Origin of the sequence: Micromonospora sp. NPDC005254 (assembly GCF_042872525.1) — a bacterium.
In the GTDB taxonomy this organism is placed as follows: domain Bacteria; phylum Actinomycetota; class Actinomycetes; order Mycobacteriales; family Micromonosporaceae; genus Micromonospora.
The window spans coordinates 743,308-760,824 of the sequence record NZ_JBIAKM010000001.1 but is presented as its reverse complement, the minus strand read 5'-3'; the positions used below and the strand labels follow the sequence as shown (position 1 = coordinate 760,824).

The following is a 17,517-nucleotide window of genomic DNA, read 5'->3' as shown; positions in this document are numbered from 1 at the left end:
ACCGCATCCCGAAGTACGTCCCCTCGCGAGGCAACCCGGATCTGGGCTGACGGCGGTCTCGCTCAGGCCACCGGCGGGTCGGGCAGGCGGATCACCAGGTCGGCCCGGTCGGCCGTGGGGGTGACGCGCGCCGCGTTGGCCTCGTCGCTGCCCAACGCCCAGGCCCGTGCCTGCTCCGGTGACCGCCCGTACGCCTCGTGCCGAGCGGTCAACCGGCGCTGGCGCAGCTCGACGTCCAGGTCGAGGAACCACACCTCGTGCAGCAGCGTCCGGACCTCCTGCCACGGAAAGTCCGGCACCAGCAGGTAGTTGCCCTCGGTGACCACCAAGCGGACCGACGGCGGCACCTCGATCGCCCCGGCCACCGGCTCCTCGATCTCACGGCGGAACTCCGGCGCGTAGACCGAGGTCGGCTCCAGCCGGCGCAACCGGCGCAGCAGTGAGACGTACCCGTTGGCGTCGAAGGTGTCGATCGCGCCCTTGCGGTCGGCGCGGCCCAACCGGACCAGCTGCGACTGGGCCAGGTGGAAGCCGTCCATCGGCACCAGCCGGGCACTCGGCCCGACCTCGGCGACGATCCGCTCGGCCAGGGTGGACTTGCCGGCGCCGGGCGCCCCGGTGATGCCGAGCAGTTGCCGCGGGCCGGCGTCGGCCAGTGACCGCGCCCGCGCCACCAGCTCCTCGACGGCCAGCACCCGGGCCGATGGCATCAGCCCAGCACCGGATCGCTGATCGTGAACCGGGCCTGCACCGCCGCCTGCACGGTCTGCGGCCGCGGGTCCAGCTCCAGCTCGGGCGCCCCACCGCCGGCGCCGCCCCCGACGTCGAAGGCCGCGCGGGCGAACATCGGCCGGTCCCCCGGACCCGCGTCGGCCAGCTCGATCAGCGCGGTGACGCGGGCGCCGAGGGCCTCGGCGTACTCCCGGGCGCGCAGCAGTGCGTCGCCGATCGCGGCGTGCCGCGCCTCGCGGTGCGCGGGGCTGTCCGGGCGCAGCTCCCACCAGGGGCCGGCCACCTCGACCTGGTCCTGGTCGGCCAGCCGGAGCATCAGCTCACCCAGAGCGGTGAAATCAGTGACGGTGACCGTCGTGGTGACGCTGCCGAGCCAGCCCACGACGCGCTCACCCGAGCGCTTGGTCTGCGGCCGGACCCACAGGTCGCCGGCCTCCCGTCGGGCCACCGCCGGCTCGGCGCCGTCCAGCAGCACCCGGACGGCGGCGGCCCGCCCGGCGAGCTGCGTCAGCGTCGCCTCCCGATCCCGACCGCGGGCCGTCACGGTGACCGCGAACCGCGCCAACTCGGGCGGCACCTCCCGGGTCGCCTCGCCGCGCACCTGCACAACCGGGCCGTCCGTCGCCATGCCTGCCAGCCTAGTCAGCCACCGGCAGCCACGCCGGGTAGGAGACGGCGTCCGGGCCGATCCGGCATCCCGTCAGGTGGCCACCGGCGTCGCCCAGCCCGCGCAGCCAGGCCACCTCGACGGCATGGTCGCCGTCGGCCGGGAACTCGCGGTCCGCCGGCGCGAACCGGCGGCCCCGCAACGCCGACCGCGCCGCGCCGGCCTGCGCGTACCCGGCGGCGAGCGCCGACGCGTCGCCAGCACGCAGCGCGCCGGCCAACTCGTCCAGCAGCACCCGAACCTCGTCCAGCTCGTGCAGGACCCGTTCGCGGTTGCCGAGCAGCATGTTCGCCGTCCGCTCGGCAGGTGTGCCGGCGACCCGGGTGCCGTCGGAGAAGCTGCCCGCGGCCAGCGCCAGCACGGCGTCGCGCAGCGGCGACCGCTGCACCGCCCCGGCCAACGCGCCGGCCAACAGGTGCGGCACGTGCGACGCGAGCGCGGCCACCGAGTCGTGCGCCGGCGCGGACATCGGCACCACGCGGGCACCGAACAGCTCCACCAGCAGCCCGGTCAGCCAGCGGAAGGCGACCGTCGCGACACCCGTCGCCGGGCAGAGCACCCAGGCGGCACCGGTGAGCAGCGTCGGGGAGGCCGCCGTCAGGCCGGCGGACTCCGCGCCCGCCATCGGGTGCCCGGGTACGAAACGGTCGGTGAGCCCCAGCCGGTCGGCGGCCGCAGCCACCTCGACCTTGGTGCTGCCGACGTCGGTCAGCACACAACCCGGCGCGGTCAGGTCGGCCACCTGGGCCAGAGTCCGGGGCAGGGTGGGCAGCGGACCGCAGAGGAAGACCACGTCCCGGCCGGCGACGGCCTGCTCGATCGTGGCCGGGGCCGACACGCCGCGCGAGCGGGCCTGTTCCCGCGTCACCGGGTCGGGATCCCAGCCGGTCACGTCGAGGCCGGCGTCGGCGAGGCGCAGCAGCAGCGAACCACCGATCAGGCCGGTGCCGAGCACTGCCGCCCGGACGTTGGCGTACCGTCCGGTGCCGCCGTCGGTCATCGCCGGCCGCCCGGGGTCAGGCCCGCAGCCGGCCGGCGACCGCTGCGACGTGCTCGTCGGACTCGGTCAGCGCCACCCGGACGTACCGCTGCGCGGAGGGGCCGTAGAAGACACCGGCCGCGACCAGGATGCCGCGCCGGGCCAGCCAGTCGACCGTCTGCCAGCAGTCCTCGTCGCGGGTGAGCCAGAGGTAGAGGCCCGCCTCCGAGTGCTCGACCGTGAAGCCGGCGCCGGTGAACGCGGCGGTCAGCACCTCGCGCCGGGCGCGGTAGCGCTCCCGCTGCTCGGCGGCGTGCCGCTCGTCCTGAAGGGCGGCCACCATCGCGGCCTGCACCGGCGCGGGCACGATCATGCCGGCGTGCTTGCGGACCTTCAACAGCTCGGCGACGAGAGCCGGATCGCCGGCCACGAACCCGGCCCGGTAGCCGGCGAGGTTGGACCGCTTGGAGAGCGAGTGCACGGCGAGCACTCCGGTGTAGTCGCCGCCGCAGACCTGCGGGGACAGCACCGAGACCGGCTCGGCCGACCAGCCCAGCGGCAGGTAGCACTCGTCGCTGGCGACCACCGCGCCGCGTTCCCGGGCCCAGTCGACGACCTTGCGCAGGTGCGCCGCGGGCAGCACCCGCCCGGTCGGGTTACCGGGCGAGTTGACCCACACCAGCCGGACGCGCGAGGTCGGCCCGACCGCGGTGAGCGAGTCGGCGCGGACCACGGTGGCGCCGGCCAGCCGGGCCCCGTCCTCGTAGGTGGGGTACGCGATCGACGGCACGACCACCACGTCGCCGGGGCCGATGCCGAGCAGGGTGGGCAGCCAGGCGACCAGCTCCTTGGAGCCGATGGTCGGCAGGACGCCGAGACCGTCGACGCCAGCTCCACAGGCCCGGGCGACCCACGCCGCGATCGCGTCGCGCAGGGCCGGGGTGCCGGCGGTCAGCGGGTAACCCGGGGCGTCGGACGCGTCCGCCAACGCCTGACGGATCACCGCCGGAACCGGGTCGACCGGCGTGCCCATGGAGAGGTTGATCAGGCCCTCCGGATGCGCCGCGGCCAGCGTGGCCGCGGCGTCCAGGGTGTCCCAGGTGAACTCGGGCAGCCGTGCCGAGACCGGCGCGGGCCGGTTCAGTGGCCCTCGCCGCGCGGCGGCTGCGCGGCGACGAAGGTGGCGTCCTTCTCCACCTTGCCGATCTTCGAGGCGCCCCCGGGCGAGCCCAGGTCCTCGAAGAACTCGTAGTTCGCGCCGGTGTAGTCCTTCCACTGCTCCGGGACGTCGTCCTCGTAGAAGATCGCCTCCACCGGGCAGACAGGCTCACAGGCACCACAGTCGACGCACTCGTCGGGGTGGATGTAGAGCATCCGGTTGCCCTCGTAAATGCAGTCGACCGGGCATTCCTCGATGCATGCCTTGTCGAGCACATCCACGCACGGCTCGGCGATGATGTAGGTCACCGGTCTTCTCCTCCGCAAGACGCGCCGCGATCTCCCGCGACGGTAAGAGCCTAGTATCTCGCCGGGGAGGGGGTCGATCGTGCTCCGACAGCAGGATGTGGGACACCGGATCGTGGTCCGCCGGATTGTGGGGATTCGCGAAGGCCGCCCGCTGTTTTCCGATGCCCTCGGCGAGCTGGTGGAGTTGAGCGAGACTCATCTCACCCTCGCCACGGCGCAGGGCCCGCTGCGGGTACCGGTGGCGCAGGTGCACCGGGCCAAGCGGGTGCCGCCGACCCGCCGGCCGACCGCCGCGGCGGTGGTGGCGCTCGAACGGGCCGCCGACGAGGCCTGGCCGGCGCCGACGCGCGGCCGGCTCGGCGACTGGCTGCTGCGCTCGGCCGAGGGGTGGACCGGCCGGGCCAACTCGGCACTGCCGATCGGCGATCCGGACCGACCGCTGGCGGCCGCGGTGGACGCGGTCGAGCGCTGGTACGTCGACCAGGGTCAGCCCGCGATGATCAACACGCCGTTGCCGCTCGCCGCGCCGGTCGGCGCCGAGCTGGACGAGCGCGGCTGGGACAGCCGCCCACCGACACTCGTACAGACCGCGCCGCTGCCCCTGGCGACGCCCGCCCACGGCGGCCCGGCCGCCGAGGCCGGCGGGCCACAGGGCGCGGTCATCGAGGTGACGACCGCGCCGAGCGACGAGTGGCTGGCCGTCGCCGCCGGTCGCAAGGGCGGCCTGCCGGAGGCCGCACGCCACGTGCTCACCGCCGTGGACCAGGTCCGCTTCGTCCACGCGTACGTCGACGGCACGCTGGTGGCGATCGGGCGGGGCGCGGTGACCGGTGCGGGGCGTTGGTTGGGGCTCAGCCTCATCGAGGTGCTGCCGGCGTCACGTCGGCAGGGGCTGGCCCGGCGCGTGATCGACACGCTGGTCGCGTGGGGCGCCACGGCCGGAGCGACACACGCGTTCCTCCAGGTGGAGCAGCACAACGCCGCGGCGGTGGCGCTCTACCGGACGCTCGGCTTCACCACCCACCACACCTACCTGACCCGGGTGGCCCCGCGCTGACCCGCGCCAGGCCCGCGGCGCGGTCCGTTCAGCGGCGGACCACGCGGCGGGGCTTGGCCGCCTTGACCTCGGCGTACCGCTTGAGCTGCTGCGAGCGGTGGTCGAGACCGAGGGCGGTCGCCACCAGGTAACCGATCATGGTCCCGAGGCCGGTGGCGAGCAGGTAGAGCCAGATCTGGGCGAAGAACGTGCCCGCGCCGCCGGCGAACGGGTTGTGGCCCACCAGCAGTGGCCCGACCAGCACGGTCAGGGCCATGGCCACCAGCACCACGACCGCCACGTCGCCCGCCCACACGGCCAGCGGCCGCACGCGTCCCCAGCGGAAGGCGACCACGGCCAGCGTCAACCCGATCACCACGAACATCGCCAGCGACACCCGGTCGGCCGCCGCGTCGTCACCGTCGAAAGCGAACCGGGTGATCAGCCGGGCGACCACGTTGACCGCGAACAGTCCTCCCGCGAGCACCCCGATGGCCCGCCACCGTCTGTCCATCGCACGACCTCCTGCCGTACGCCCCGTTTGCGGGGCCGCATCCCTGGCAGGAATATCTACCACTCGTACCTGTGTGGCGTCACCAGCGGCCGAGAGTGGGCGGCGGGGCGAGGATCTGCCGGAAACCCATCACGGCGAACGTCATCGCGCCGGCCACAATCATCGCCAGGCCGACCCAGTTGTCGCCGGCCAGCAGCAGGTCGCCCTCGGTGGTGCGGATGGCGGCCACCGCCATCAGGGCGAACCACGGCACCGCCGGCAGCGCCACCGCCCAGCGACGGCCGACCACCTCGTGCGCGAACCAGCTCAGCACGATGTTGGCGCCGACGGCGAGCAGCGCCGAGACCCCGATGAGCTGGCCGCCGACCCGGAGGGTGGCGAGCAGCAGCTCCAGCACACCGGTCACGACCCCCGCCACCATCACGACGACCGCGCCGGTCAGCCGCAGACCCAGGTCCAGCAGTCGCGGCGGTGGCCCCGCCTCGGGCGGGGTGTCCTGGTCGTTCACGACCGACATCGGCGCGGCGGGGAGCGTCACCGGAGACCGGCCGCCGCGACCGGGGACCGGTCCGCGGGGGCCTCTCCGGGCAGCCCGGCGAAGAGGTCGTCCTCCCAGCCGTACGGGCCGACGCCCGGCCCCTTCGCGCCGACCGCGAGGGTGAAGAACTCCACGCCCATGAACTCGCCCCCGAAGTTGCCGGCGATCGAGTAGAGCCAGGAGGTGGCCGGGATCTGGGTGGCGTGCGCCCGCATCGCCGCCTCCTTGGCCGCGTGCTGGTCGGTGCCGTCGATCCGGGCGGCGATCTGGTCGTCCGGGGTGCCGAAGGGCAGCTCGGCCAGATCCTGGATGCCGGCGAACGGATTGTCCGAGGATTCGGCGAAGTGCGCCATGCCGGCCTCCAGCACACTGAGCGGCATGGCCGTCCAGTAGACCTTCGCCGGGGCGCAGCCCTCGGCCGCGGCCAATTCGACGGCGCGCATCGCCACCCGGTGCGCCTGGATGTGGTCGGGGTGGCCGTAGAAGCCGTTCGGGTCGTACGTGATCAGCACCTGGGGGCGTACCTCCCGCATGATCTCCACCAGGTGCCCGGCGGCCTCGTCGAGGTCGGCCTGCCAGAAGGCGCGGGGGTGGTCGTTCGTCGCGAGGCCCATCATTCCCGAGTCGCGGTAGCGGCCGGCGCCGCCGAGGAAACGGTGGTCGCTGACGCCGAGCGCGGCGCAGGCGGCGGCCAGCTCGGCGATCCGGTACCCGCCGAGCTGGTCGGCCTCGGCGGCGGCGAGCTGCGCGAGCGCCGGTACGTGGATCTCGCCCTCCTCGCCGAGGGTGCAGGTCACCAGCGTGACGTGTGCGCCGGCGGCGGCGTAGTGGGCCATGGTCGAGCCGGTGCCGATCGACTCGTCGTCGGGGTGCGCGTGGACCAGCAGCAGGCGGCGGTCGGGCAACGTCGTCACGACGGTCACTCTAACCGGCGGTCCTCCCTCGGGGGTCGTCGACGCGTCCGCCCAGGTCGGCCACATCACGCCCGACGCGGCTCTACGATTTGGCCTGTGGACTTTCCGGAGCTGGCCGCCCGTACCCGCCGGTTCAGCCACGGCGCGCCGCGCGCTGTCTCCGTGGCCGAAGACGGCTCCCGGGTGATCTTCCTGCGCTCAGCGGGCCCGGAAGATCCGGCGGACGCGCTCTGGCTGCTGGACGTGGCGACCGGCGAGGAACGCCTGGTGGCCGATCCGGCGACCCTGCTGGGCACCGAGGGTGACGTGCGGGCGCTCTCCCCGGGCGAGCGGGCGCTGCGTGAACGGCTGCGCCTCACTGCCGCCGGCATCGGCTCGTACGCGCTGGACGCCGCCGGCCGGGTGGCGGTGTTCGCGCTGGCCGGTCGGCTGTTCCGGGCCGATCTGGTGCACGGTGACGTGGTGGAGGTGGCCGCCGTCGGTCCGGTGCTGGATCCTCGACCGGATCCGACCGGGGAACGCCTGGCGTACGTGACCGACGCCGCCGGTGGAGTGCGCCGGGGTGAGCTGCGCGTCATCGAGGCGGATGGCACGGACACCCTGCTGGCTGGCGAGGACGCCGGGGTGAGCTGGGGTCTGGCCGAGCACATCGCGGCCGAGGAGTTCGGCCGGTACCGGGGCTACTGGTGGGCCCCGGACGGGCGGATGGTGCTCGCCGCCCGGGTGGACGAGTCCCGGCTGGACCGCTGGCACCTGCACGACCCGGCCGAGCCGGCCAGCCCGCCGACGGCCGTCGCGTACCCCCGGGCCGGCGGCCCGAACGCCGAGGTCAGCCTGCACCTGCTGGACCTGGACGACGGCTGGGTCGACGTGCACTGGGACCGGGAGACCTACCCGTACCTGACCGGGGTGAGCTGGGGCGAGGCCAGCCCGCTGATCACCGTGCTGCGCCGCTCGCAGCAGCACGGGCTGGTGCTCGCGGTGGACCCGCGCACCGGTGAGACGCAGGTGCACGCCGAGCTGGCCGATCCGCGCTGGGTGGAGCCGGTCGCCGGCACGCCGGCACACCTGCCGGACGGCCGGGTGCTGGTCGGCGGCGAGCTGGCCCACGACGGGTACGACGCCCGCTGCCTGTTCGCCGACGGCACCCTGCTCACTCCCCCGTCGCTGTACGTGCGACGGGTGGTGGGTCGACTGCCGGCCGTCAGCGGTCCCGCCGACCTGCTGGTCGAGGCGAGTGACGGGGAGCCGAGCGAACGGCACCTGTTCCGGGTCCGTACGACCATCGGGGGCGGGGTGGACGCCCGGCGGCTCACCACCGACTCGGGCTGGCACACGGCGGCCGTCGGCGGGGACGTCCTGGTGGTGGGAAGCGCCTCGCTGGACCACGCCGGGGTGCGGTGGACGGTGTCGCGCGGCGGGCAGGAGCTGGCCGAGCTGCGGTCACTGGCCGCCAACCCGCCGTACTCTCCGCTGCCCCTGCTGGAGCGGGTGACCGACCGGCGGCTGCCGGCGGCGGTGCTCTACCCCGACAACCATGTGACGGGCCGGCGGCTGCCGGTGCTGCTGGACATCTACGGCGGTCCGGGACACCAGGAGGTGGTGGCGGCCCGGGCCGCGTGGCTGGAGCGGCAGTGGTGGGCCGACGCCGGGTTCGCGGTGGTCACCATCGACAACCGGGGTACGCCGGGCGTGGCGCCATCGTTCGAGAAGGCGATCCATCGGCGGGTCGCCGACGTGATCCTGGCCGACCAGATCGACGCGCTGACCGCGCTCGCCGGCAAGCACCCGGACCTGGACCTGGGTCGGGTGGGGGTGCGCGGTTGGTCATTCGGCGGGTGGCTGGCCGGGTTGGCGGTGTTGCGCCACCCGGAGCTGTTCAAGTGCGGCATCGCGGGCGCCCCGGTGACCGACTGGGCGCTGTACGACACCGCGTACACCGAGCGTTATCTCGGCCTGCCGGAGGACGGCATGGACGTGTACGCGCACCACTCGCTGATCGAGTTGGCCGCGGAGCCGGTCACCGGCCCGGACCAGGCCCGCCCGTTGCTGCTGGTGCACGGCCTGGCCGACGACAACGTGGTGGCCGCGCACACGCTCCGGCTCTCCGCGGCCCTGCTGAGCACCGGCCGCCCGCACGCCGTGCTGCCGCTGACCGGCGCCACCCACATGGCCGCGAACGGCACCGCCGAGCGGCTGCTCCCCCTGGAACTCGACTTCCTCCGCACCCACCTGCGCTGAGCGGCATTCGGTAAGTGATTTCGGCAGGTGGGGTCCCCTGCCGCATGCCATGCTGGCCGAAGCATGAGCCGACCGGGCGATTCCCCGGGGCGGCACCGCTTTCCTTATGCCGAAAGGACTCCACCATGGTGGGGATTGCGCAGAAACCGTCGACCGCCGCCGTTCAGGAAGGCGAGTTGCCGGTCACGCACTTTCGTACGGCGACGGTGAACGGGATCGACATCTTCTATCGCGAGGCCGGACCGGCCGACGGCCCGGCGGTCCTGCTGCTGCACGGATTTCCCACGTCGTCCTCGCAGTTCCGCCACCTGATCCCGCTGCTCGCGGACCGGTACCGGGTGATCGCGCCGGACTTCCCGGGTTTTGGCCACAGCGCCAGCCCGGACCGGTCGACGTTCGACTACACCTTCGCCAACTTCGCGGATCTGATGGACGGCCTCCTCGGCCAGCTCGGCGTGGATCGCTACGCGCTCTACTGCTTCGACTACGGGGCGCCGACCGGGTTCCGGCTGGCCCTCAAGGGGCCCGAGCGGGTCGGCGCGCTCATCGTGCAGAACGGCAACGCGTACGAGGAGGGCCTGAGCGATTTCTGGGATCCGATCAAGGCCTACTGGGCGGAGAAGACCGACGAGCGCCGCCAGGCCATCGCCTTCATCCTCGACCCCGACACGGTCAAGTTGCAGTACACGCAGGGGGTGCACGACCTCAGCCGACTCGACCCCGACCAGTGGACCCACGACGCCACCCAGCTCGCCCGCCCCGGCAACGCGGACATCCAACTGGATCTGTTCTACGACTACGGCAGCAACGTCACGCTGTATCCGGAATTCCAAGCCTTCTTCCGCGACCATCAGCCACCGACGCTGATCATCTGGGGCCAGAACGACTCGATCTTCCCACCCGAGGGTGCCCACCCCTATCGGCGCGACCTGCCGTCGGCCGAGTTCCACCTGCTCGACACCGGCCACTTCCTGCTGGAAGACAAGCTCGACGTCGCTGCGCCGATGATCCGCGACTTTCTCGACCGATCCATCGGTCGTTCCTGAACGGGAGCGGCGGCGTCGTCATCGACCGGCGTGCGCCGCAGGCCCTTGGGGCTGGGGCCTACGCCGCCGCGGGCCGGGTCCGGTGCGCTGGGCCGGCGCGGTGCTGACGGACGCCAGCGCTTGGAAGGCCCTCGCCTACTGCTTCGCCCGGCTGCCCCTGATGGCCGCGGCCGCCTACCTCGGCGGAGTCCTCATCGCCGGCGGGCTGCTGGGCATCACCTATCCCGTGTGGATGCACCGGTTTCCGCAAGATCCGCCCTGGGGCGGTCCCTGGGGTCTGGCCGCGCAGGGGTTGGCCGCGCTGCTGGTGTTTCCGTGGTACTTCCGGCTCATCGTGTGGCTGGACCGGCGGTTGGTGGGGGCGCTGCTGGAGCCGGGCCCGGAGCGAGCCCGGATAGCGGCGCTGGAGGCCAGCCGGGCCGCGCTGCGGGCGGACGCCGCAGCGCTGCTGCGGCGGGTGGAGCGGGACCTGCACGACGGTACGCAGGCCCGGCTGGTCGCGCTGGGCGTGGCGCTGTCGCGCATCGAGCGGCGAGCCGGCGAGCCGGAGCTGCGGACGATGGTGGCGCAAGCCCAGGGCGCGGTGGTGGAGGCGCTTTCCGAGCTGCGGGACATCGTGCGGGGCATTCACCCACCCGCGCTGGACGCTGGCCTCAGCACCGCGATCGAGACCCTGGCCGCGCGCAGCGCGGTGCCCGTCGTCGTGCACGTGGACCTGCCCCAGCGGCCACCGCCCGAGACGGAGTCGGCGCTCTACTTCAGCGCCGCCGAACTGCTCACCAACGTGGCGAAGCACGCTGCGGCCAGCCGGATCCGGCTGGACCTTCGCACGCTGGGTGGCATGCTGCGCGTGACTGTCACCGACGACGGGGGCGGTGGGGCGAGGCCCGGGGGCGAGGGTACGGGTCTGGCCGGGCTGATCCGGCGGGCCGAGTCGCTCGACGGCGCGCTGTGGGTAGACAGTCCGTCGGGTGGGCCGACGACCATCACCGTGGAGTTGCCATGCGAGTAGTGATCGCCGAGGACAACCCGTTACTGCGCGACGGGATCAGGTTGCTGCTGACCGATCACGGAATCACCGTCGTGTCGACGGTGGACAACGGCGACGACCTGCGGGCGGCGGTCAGGGAGCACCGGCCGGACACGGCGGTGGTCGACGTGCGGATGCCACCGACCTTCACCGACGAGGGGTTGCGGGCGGCATTGGCGATCCGTACGGCCCACCCGGACGTCGGCGTGCTGGTCTTCTCACAGTGGCGGTGGACGCGGGCGTCGCCCGCCTCAGCGAGCGGGAACGAGAGGTCCTGGGGATGTTGGCCGAGGGCCGTTCCAACGCTGCCATCTGCGAGTCGCTCCATCTCGCCCCGCGCAGCGTGGAGAAGCATGTGACAGCCATCTTCACCAAGCTGGACCTACCCCAGGCGCGGACCGACCACCGGCGAGTGCTCGCCGTGCTGCGCTATCTGAACGCGGGGCGCTGAGCCCTTCCCGCACTCTGGCTGGCCCGGCCTGCCGATGTGCTGTTGAGCGGTATACCTCAGAGGTATGAATATGACTCTGAGGTATACCGCTCAATAGGGCACCCGACCCGACGGAGGTGACCGACGGTCACCGCCGACGGCTGACACGTGTGCCATGCCGCTGCTCTGGCCGCCACAGCCGGGACGGTATTGGCCGTCATGCTCACAGCACTCCGAGGTTGATGGCGAGCTGGGTAATCGTGGCTGGGGCGGCTGGGTCGTCCGTCTGGAGGTAGGCGCGCGCCGCGTCGATCAGGTGCGCGGCGCGGTGCTCGACCGGCAGCCACCGCCACCCGTTCCTACCGATCGTCTTCTCGTGCCGGGCGACCGCCTCCGGCCCGTCGCCCAACTTCACGGCGGCGGCGACCCGCGCCACCTCGACGGCCGCCGGCCCGAACGCCGTCCGGTAATGGTCGTGCCCGTCGCCCACCTGGTCGCCCAGCTCGGCAGCCTCGTCCAGCAGGCGTCCGGCCATCCGGTCGTCACCCGCCCTGGCCGCGATCAGGGCGGCCTGCACGAGCAGCGATCCACGCAGCGACAGTTCTTCCGGCGTGCCAGCGGCGATCTGGGAAGCGGCGGCCAGCATCACCGGCCCTACCCGCGCCGACCCCCGCAACACCTGGCCGAGCTGCACCGCCGCGCAGGCCAGCAACACCCGATCACCGGCGGCGGCGGACATCGCCCGGTCAACGGCCAACCAGGCGAGGCTCCCCTCCCCCAGCTTGACCAGCAACGCCGCCGCCACCCGGTACACCTCCACCACCGCTGCCCGCCCGGCGTCCGGGTGCTGACCGTGGGCGCGGTGAACCTCGGTCACCACCGTGGGCAGCAGCTCGATCAGACGTGGGTACCGGGCGTGCTGGTAGGTCGTCCACGCGTGCCGCACCTCCGAGCCAACCGATCGGGCGGCATCACCGCGCGGTCCGCCTGACGACCAAAAGCCATTGGGTACGCGGACAGCGCGGCCCGAATCCGCGCGACGCCTTCGCTGCGCTCGGCAACCTCGGCAGGCTGAACATCACGACCAAGCAGCGCTGCGGGATCGACCCTCAGCACTCCCGCGATCTCCCGGATGGTCGACAGTCGCTCCAGGGAGCGGACCCCGCGCTCGACCTTGTCCACCCAGCTCTTCGACTTTCCCAATCGATCCGCGAACGACTGCTGCGACAACCTGCGCCGCACCCGCAGGTAGGCGACGCGTCGGCCGATCGGCAGCGGGTCACGGCTCACCGCGCCACCGCCGATCCGGCACCGCCCGAGTCGTCTCCTGCACCGGTATCCGCTCAGCCTCGGCCCGCGCGAGCAACCGGCGTTTGGCGTCTTCCCGCTCGGCGGCGTCGATCTGCTCGCCCCGGCTGACCGGCTCGTCGTCAGAACTGGGCATCATCACCTCTGCTGCTGGGCGCACCGGCAGGCCCAGCCGTCGCGTGCCATCCACAGTGACGCCTAACTGTCGTCGGACGCGACGGCACAGGATGCGGCATACCGGTCACATTGACGGCGACATTCAGACGACACAGCGGTATTGTGGCGAACATGAATGCCCCGAACACCGCCCTACGCGCGGTCCGCACCGGGATGCGCATGAGCCAAGACGACTTCGCCCGCGCGCTTCAGGCCGCCGGCCGCCGCGTCGGCGAGCCGAACGACGCCAACAAGAGACTCGTCCAGCGCTGGGAGTCCGGCGCGATCGCCGCACCACGGCCCGTCTATGCCCGCGCCCTGGAGGTCGTCACCGGTCTACCGGTCTCGCTGCTCGGCTTCGCTGCGATACCCGACGGCCATGCAGTCGATGACCAACACGGTGGCCACGATCTGGCCTCGCCCATGTCCAAACTGGCCACGCCAACACCCAAGCCACTCGCAGTCCGCCCGTCGTACGAGGGTGTCTGGCTCAGCCGCTACCAGTTCCATTCCAGCGGCCGGGGAGAATCATTCGCCGGGCAGCACTTCGTGGTCGTGCTCCAGCACGGCGACCGACTGACCGTGCGCAGCCTGCCCGGCTCAGCAGCATCGTCGCTGTCAATGGATCTCACCATCGACGGTGCGGTGGTCACCGGCACCTGGGTGGAGCAGACCGATCCCGCCGGCTACTACCGGGGAGCCCGGTACCACGGCGCAATCCAGCTCCTGGTGGAGCCCACCGGCCGACGGATGGCCGGCAAATGGGTCGGGTTCGGCAAGGACATGGACGTCAACACCGGGCCATGGGAGCTGACTTTCCGGGATGCTTCCACGTCGAAGGCAACGCTCGACCAGTACAACACGTCGCCCGAGTAGGCCCGCCGATGGGAATCGGCCGTCCGGTACGGCCCTCGGTGTGCCGACAGTGAGACCGCCGATTCAAAGGAAGCCCCGCATGAGCAACCCCCGCGAAACTTTCCTACGACTGGTGAACGGCGTCTGCGACGGTCCGTACGAGGACTTGGCCGACTTGTATGCCGAGCAGACCCACGTCACGCACCCGTTCCACCCACTCGACCCGCCGCCGCTACGCAGCCGCGGCGAACTGCACGAGCACTTCACCGCGCCGCCACCGGCCGGCCGGACGCTGAACCGCAATCCGGTCGACATCACGATTCATGACACCGCCGACCCGGAGGTGATCGTCGCCGAGTTCGCCTATCAGGGGCGAGTCGAGGAGACAGGCGAGGCGTTCACCGTGCCATGCGTGTTTGTCATGCGCATCCGCGACGGGCTCATCATCGAGTCGCGGGACTACATCGACCACATCGCCAGCGCGCGGGCCTGGGGTCAACTCGACAGCCTGCTAGTCGCACTTCGCCCGCAGGGAAGCACCACCGTTGACGGCGCCACCCGGCCCTGATGCTCATACGACATCACGCGCACTGATCTGCCCCGCACCTACCAATCGCGATCGGGCGCGGCCGGATCGGATCAGTGAGCCGACCGGCGGAAACGGCGAGGGCCCCCACCCGACGACGCTGTCGGGAGGGGACCCTGCCTGCCTGCGATACGACCTACGGCTTGACGTACGCGTTCACGAACGCCGGGTAGCCGAAGACGCTGGAGATGAAGACCCCGCCGGCCTTGGACCCGTGCACGTTGTAGGCCACGTCGACGAAGAGCGGCACCACGGGCGCGTGCTCCTTCATGATCCGCTCGTCGAGCTTGGCCCACTCCGGGCCCTGGTCGGCGGCGGGCATCGCCTGGATGCGGTCCATCTCGGCGTTGATCGCCGGGTCGTTGAAGTAGGACTGGTTGCTGTTGCCCTCGGCCTTGATGGTGCGGCCGTCGTAGAGCACCGGCAGGATCGACGCCCCGCTCGGCCAGTCCGCCGCCCAATTACCGATGTACAGGTCCCAGGGGTTGTCCTTCTTCTTGACCTCGTCGAGCTTGGCGTCGTCCGAGATGTTCCGCAGCGTGATTTTGAAGCCGGCGCGCTCCAGGTTGGCCTTGAGCTGGGCGCCCTGCTGCTGCTCGGTCGAGTTGTCGGCGACGCCGAGGACCAGCTCCGGCGTCTTGCCGCCGAGCAGTTCCTTGGCCTTGTCGACGTTGCCGTTGGCGCCCGCCGGGTACGCGTCGTACGCCTTGTAGCCGATGGTGGCCGACGGCATCAGCGTGGTCATCGGCGCGGCGACGGTCTGCCCGCCCATCGCCTTGATGAGGCCCTCGCGGTCGATGGCGTAGTTGAGCGCCTGACGGACCTTCAGGTCGGTGACCCGCTGGTTGTTGATGACGAGCTGGTTGGCGCTCGGCGTGGGCGAGAGGATGGTGCGCGACTTGAGCGCGGCGTCCCCGGCCACCTTGGCGACCAGCGAGGCGGGCACGGTGTTGAAGGCGAGCGCGCTCTGGTCGGCGCCGTTGTCGGCGATCACCCGGTTGTTGGCGGCGTCCGCGGTCGGGCCGAAGGTCCACACGAACCGGTCCGGGTACTGGTGGCGGACCGGGTCGGTCTTCGGGTCCCAGTTGGGGTTGCGGTCCAGGGTGATCTGCACGCCGACCTGGTTCTTGGCGACCTTGTACGGGCCGGACGAGAACGGCTGCTTGTCCAGGTCGACGCCGGTGTCCTTGTCCGCGGGCAGCGGAGCGGTGGTCGGCAGCGAAACCGCGAACGGCAGGTCACAGCGGGGTTTGGCGAACTCGAAGCGCAGCGTCTTTGCGTCCGGCGTGGTGAGGCCGGGCGGCAGCGACGTCTTGTTCTTCTTGAAGTCCCACTTGGTGTCGAACTGCGGGGTGTCGGCCAGCCACTCCTGAATGTAGGTGGGGCCGCCGGAGAGGTCCGGGTCGAAGGAGCGGGCGATGCCGTACGCGATCTCCTTGGAGGTGATCGGCCGGCCGTCCTCGAACTTCACCCCGTCCTTGATGGTGAATTCCCAGACCTTGCAGTCGTTGTTGACGTTCTTGCCCGGCGTCTCGGCCAGGTCACCGACGAGGACGAGGCCGCCCTTGCCGTCGTCCTTCCAGGTGGTCAGGTAGCGCGCGAAGAGCGGGTTGGTCATCAGGCCGGCGAACGAGTACGTCCGCTGCGGGTCCAGGTGGGAGATCGGCGACTCCCGGATGATGGTGAACGTGCCGCCCTTCGCGGCGCCGCTCACCTCGGCCGCCGGGCCCTGCGAGTCCTTCGGGTCGGTCGCGATGACCCCGGACTGCTGCCGTTCGGTGTCCACGGTGGTGCCCTCGCCCGTGTTCTTCGAGCACGCACCCAATGCCACCACCAGAGCGATCGCGCCGCCTGCGGCAGCCACCACGCGTGGTCTCATGAAGTACCCCCTTCACCCATGTGCCGTGCGGTTTCGCCGGGGCGAGAACCGCCGACGTCCCGAGGATCGTAAGGAAGAAAACCTACGAGTTGTGTAACAGTTGTCGATAAATTTCGCCACCAGCCGCGCAGTGACCACCCCTCGGGTCAGCGCAGCCGGACCCGGGGGTCGATGGCCGCGTAGAGCAGGTCCACCAGGACGTTCGCCAGCACCACGAAGACGGCCGCGATCAGCACGGTGGCCATGATGGTGGGCAGGTCACCCGAGCGCACCGCGTCCACGGCCGTACGCCCCAGCCCCTGGATGCCGAACGTCGTCTCGGTGATCACCGTGCCGCCCAGCGCCCCGCCCACGTCCAGACCGGCGATGGTCACCACCGGGGTGATCGCCGCGCGCAGCGCGTGCCGCCCGTACACCGTCGGTTTGGCCAGGCCCTTGGCCCGCGCGGTCCGGACGAAGTCCTCCGACAGCGTCTCCAGCATCTGCGCCCGCGACAGCCGGGCGTAGATGGCCGAGAAGAGGAAGGCCAGCGCGACCCAGGCGAGCACCAGCCCACTGGCCCACTTCGCCGGATTGTCGAACAGGGACGTGTAGCTGGGCACCGGCAGCAGCCGCAGGTTGTAGACGAACACCAGCAGCAGCACCGCGCCCACGAAGTAGAGCTGCAACGACGCGCCGGTCAGGGAGAAGCCGATGGCCAGGCGGTCCAGCCAGGTGCCCCGGCGCAGCGCCGAGATCATGCCCAGCCCCACCCCGAGCAGCAGCCAGAGGATCGCCGCGGGGATCACGATGCTCAGCGTCACCGGCAGCACCCGGGCGATGGTGTCCGAGACCGCCTCGTTGGAGACGTACGACCAGCCCAGGCAGGGCGCGTCACACCGGCCGCCCTGGGCGCTGCCCAGATCACGACCGGTGACGATGCCCTTCATGTAACCGGCGTACTGGCTGATCAGCGGGTCGTTGAGGCCCAGGTCGTCACGGACCCGCTCCAGCCGCTCCGGGTTGCAGTTCTTCGGGCACATGCCGGTCACCGGGTCGCGCGGCAGGGCGAAGAACATCAGGAAGGTCAGCACGCTCACCGCGAACAGGGTCAGCGTCGCGGAGAACAGCCGCTTGATCAGAAACCGTGACATGAGTCC

General features: G+C 71.7%; 19 protein-coding genes and 2 pseudogenes. 8 read left to right on the top strand and 13 right to left on the bottom strand.

Features of this window, described 5'->3' with window-relative positions:
- Positions 1-62 precede the first annotated feature (62 nt).
- Genes ACFYPR_RS03680 through fdxA form a run of 5 tightly spaced genes read right to left on the bottom strand, consistent with a single transcriptional unit; the run spans position 63 to position 3,845 of the window.
- A complete protein-coding gene (locus ACFYPR_RS03680) occupies positions 63-710 on the bottom strand; it encodes a nucleoside/nucleotide kinase family protein (protein WP_387258488.1) in 648 nt (215 codons plus the stop codon).
- Positions 710-1,360, bottom strand: a complete 651-nt coding sequence (locus ACFYPR_RS03675) for an SIMPL domain-containing protein (RefSeq protein WP_387258486.1) — start codon at positions 1,358-1,360, stop codon at positions 710-712. Before ACFYPR_RS03675 ends, ACFYPR_RS03680 begins: the two co-directional genes overlap by 1 nt.
- Before the next feature lie 10 nt (positions 1,361-1,370).
- Positions 1,371-2,399 carry a prephenate dehydrogenase gene (locus ACFYPR_RS03670; protein WP_387258484.1) on the bottom strand — a complete coding sequence of 343 codons (1,029 nt, stop codon included), beginning with the start codon at positions 2,397-2,399 and terminating at the stop codon, positions 1,371-1,373.
- 16 nt (positions 2,400-2,415) lie between these two features.
- Entirely contained in the window at positions 2,416-3,522 is a 1,107-nt protein-coding gene (gene dapC, locus ACFYPR_RS03665) for a succinyldiaminopimelate transaminase (RefSeq protein ID WP_355063796.1), read from the bottom strand.
- A complete protein-coding gene (gene fdxA, locus ACFYPR_RS03660) occupies positions 3,519-3,845 on the bottom strand; it encodes a ferredoxin (protein ID WP_007464872.1) in 327 nt (108 codons plus the stop codon). Before fdxA ends, dapC begins: the two co-directional genes overlap by 4 nt.
- A 79-nt stretch (positions 3,846-3,924) precedes the next feature.
- On the opposite strand from fdxA, the gene ACFYPR_RS03655 reads away from it, so the two are divergent.
- A complete protein-coding gene (locus tag ACFYPR_RS03655; protein WP_387258482.1) occupies positions 3,925-4,902 on the top strand; it encodes a GNAT family N-acetyltransferase in 978 nt (325 codons plus the stop codon).
- Between the two features lie 28 nt (positions 4,903-4,930).
- Here the strand turns inward: ACFYPR_RS03655 and ACFYPR_RS03650 are convergent, their stop codons facing one another.
- The 3 genes from ACFYPR_RS03650 to mshB all read right to left on the bottom strand — a co-directional run bounded on the left by ACFYPR_RS03650 (position 4,931) and on the right by mshB (position 6,856).
- Entirely contained in the window at positions 4,931-5,395 is a 465-nt protein-coding gene (locus tag ACFYPR_RS03650; protein ID WP_355063730.1) for a hypothetical protein, read from the bottom strand.
- Positions 5,396-5,474: 79 nt separating this feature from the next.
- Positions 5,475-5,912 (bottom strand): hypothetical protein, encoded by a 438-nt coding sequence (locus ACFYPR_RS03645; protein ID WP_354857025.1) that lies wholly within the window; start codon positions 5,910-5,912, stop codon positions 5,475-5,477.
- 17 nt (positions 5,913-5,929) lie between these two features.
- Positions 5,930-6,856, bottom strand: coding sequence for an N-acetyl-1-D-myo-inositol-2-amino-2-deoxy-alpha-D-glucopyranoside deacetylase (gene mshB, locus ACFYPR_RS03640; RefSeq protein WP_354857026.1), 927 nt, complete (start codon positions 6,854-6,856; stop codon positions 5,930-5,932).
- A gap of 87 nt (positions 6,857-6,943) precedes the next feature.
- On the opposite strand from mshB, the gene ACFYPR_RS03635 reads away from it, so the two are divergent.
- From ACFYPR_RS03635 to ACFYPR_RS03615, 5 genes and pseudogenes are all read left to right on the top strand, one after another.
- On the top strand, positions 6,944-9,088 hold the full coding sequence (locus tag ACFYPR_RS03635; protein ID WP_387184436.1) for a prolyl oligopeptidase family serine peptidase: 2,145 nt from the start codon (positions 6,944-6,946) through the stop codon (positions 9,086-9,088).
- 125 nt (positions 9,089-9,213) lie between these two features.
- A complete protein-coding gene (locus tag ACFYPR_RS03630; RefSeq protein ID WP_355138156.1) occupies positions 9,214-10,134 on the top strand; it encodes an alpha/beta hydrolase in 921 nt (306 codons plus the stop codon).
- A 55-nt stretch (positions 10,135-10,189) separates the two neighbouring features.
- Positions 10,190-10,492, top strand: a pseudogene (locus ACFYPR_RS03625) (sensor domain-containing protein); the annotation flags it as partial.
- A complete protein-coding gene (locus ACFYPR_RS03620) occupies positions 10,469-11,146 on the top strand; it encodes a sensor histidine kinase (protein ID WP_387258694.1) in 678 nt (225 codons plus the stop codon). The pseudogene ACFYPR_RS03625 and the gene ACFYPR_RS03620, both read left to right, overlap by 24 nt.
- Positions 11,137-11,615 (top strand): annotated as a pseudogene (locus ACFYPR_RS03615) (response regulator transcription factor). Before ACFYPR_RS03620 ends, ACFYPR_RS03615 begins: the two are co-directional and overlap by 10 nt.
- Before the next feature lie 202 nt (positions 11,616-11,817).
- On the opposite strand, the gene ACFYPR_RS03610 reads toward ACFYPR_RS03615, so the two are convergent.
- The 3 genes from ACFYPR_RS03610 to ACFYPR_RS03600 are packed head-to-tail and all read right to left on the bottom strand — an operon-like array spanning position 11,818 to position 13,041.
- Positions 11,818-12,540, bottom strand: coding sequence for a hypothetical protein (locus ACFYPR_RS03610; RefSeq protein WP_355063736.1), 723 nt, complete (start codon positions 12,538-12,540; stop codon positions 11,818-11,820).
- On the bottom strand, positions 12,492-12,884 hold the full coding sequence (locus tag ACFYPR_RS03605; RefSeq protein ID WP_387258479.1) for a helix-turn-helix domain-containing protein: 393 nt from the start codon (positions 12,882-12,884) through the stop codon (positions 12,492-12,494). Before ACFYPR_RS03605 ends, ACFYPR_RS03610 begins: the two co-directional genes overlap by 49 nt.
- On the bottom strand, positions 12,874-13,041 hold the full coding sequence (locus ACFYPR_RS03600; RefSeq protein WP_387258477.1) for a hypothetical protein: 168 nt from the start codon (positions 13,039-13,041) through the stop codon (positions 12,874-12,876). Before ACFYPR_RS03600 ends, ACFYPR_RS03605 begins: the two co-directional genes overlap by 11 nt.
- A 149-nt stretch (positions 13,042-13,190) precedes the next feature.
- Here ACFYPR_RS03600 and ACFYPR_RS03595 point away from each other — a divergent pair, with 149 nt between their 5' ends.
- Positions 13,191-13,934, top strand: a complete 744-nt coding sequence (locus ACFYPR_RS03595) for a helix-turn-helix domain-containing protein (protein WP_387184431.1) — start codon at positions 13,191-13,193, stop codon at positions 13,932-13,934.
- Positions 13,935-14,013: 79 nt separating this feature from the next.
- On the top strand, positions 14,014-14,481 hold the full coding sequence (locus ACFYPR_RS03590; protein ID WP_354857040.1) for a nuclear transport factor 2 family protein: 468 nt from the start codon (positions 14,014-14,016) through the stop codon (positions 14,479-14,481).
- A gap of 154 nt (positions 14,482-14,635) precedes the next feature.
- On the opposite strand, the gene ACFYPR_RS03585 is transcribed toward ACFYPR_RS03590, so the two are convergent.
- On the bottom strand, positions 14,636-16,378 hold the full coding sequence (locus ACFYPR_RS03585) for an ABC transporter substrate-binding protein (protein WP_387258476.1): 1,743 nt from the start codon (positions 16,376-16,378) through the stop codon (positions 14,636-14,638).
- Positions 16,379-16,524: 146 nt separating this feature from the next.
- Positions 16,525-17,511: an ABC transporter permease gene (locus ACFYPR_RS03580; protein WP_354857043.1), complete on the bottom strand. Its 987-nt coding sequence runs from the start codon at positions 17,509-17,511 to the stop codon at positions 16,525-16,527.
- Positions 17,512-17,517: the final 6 nt, after the last annotated feature.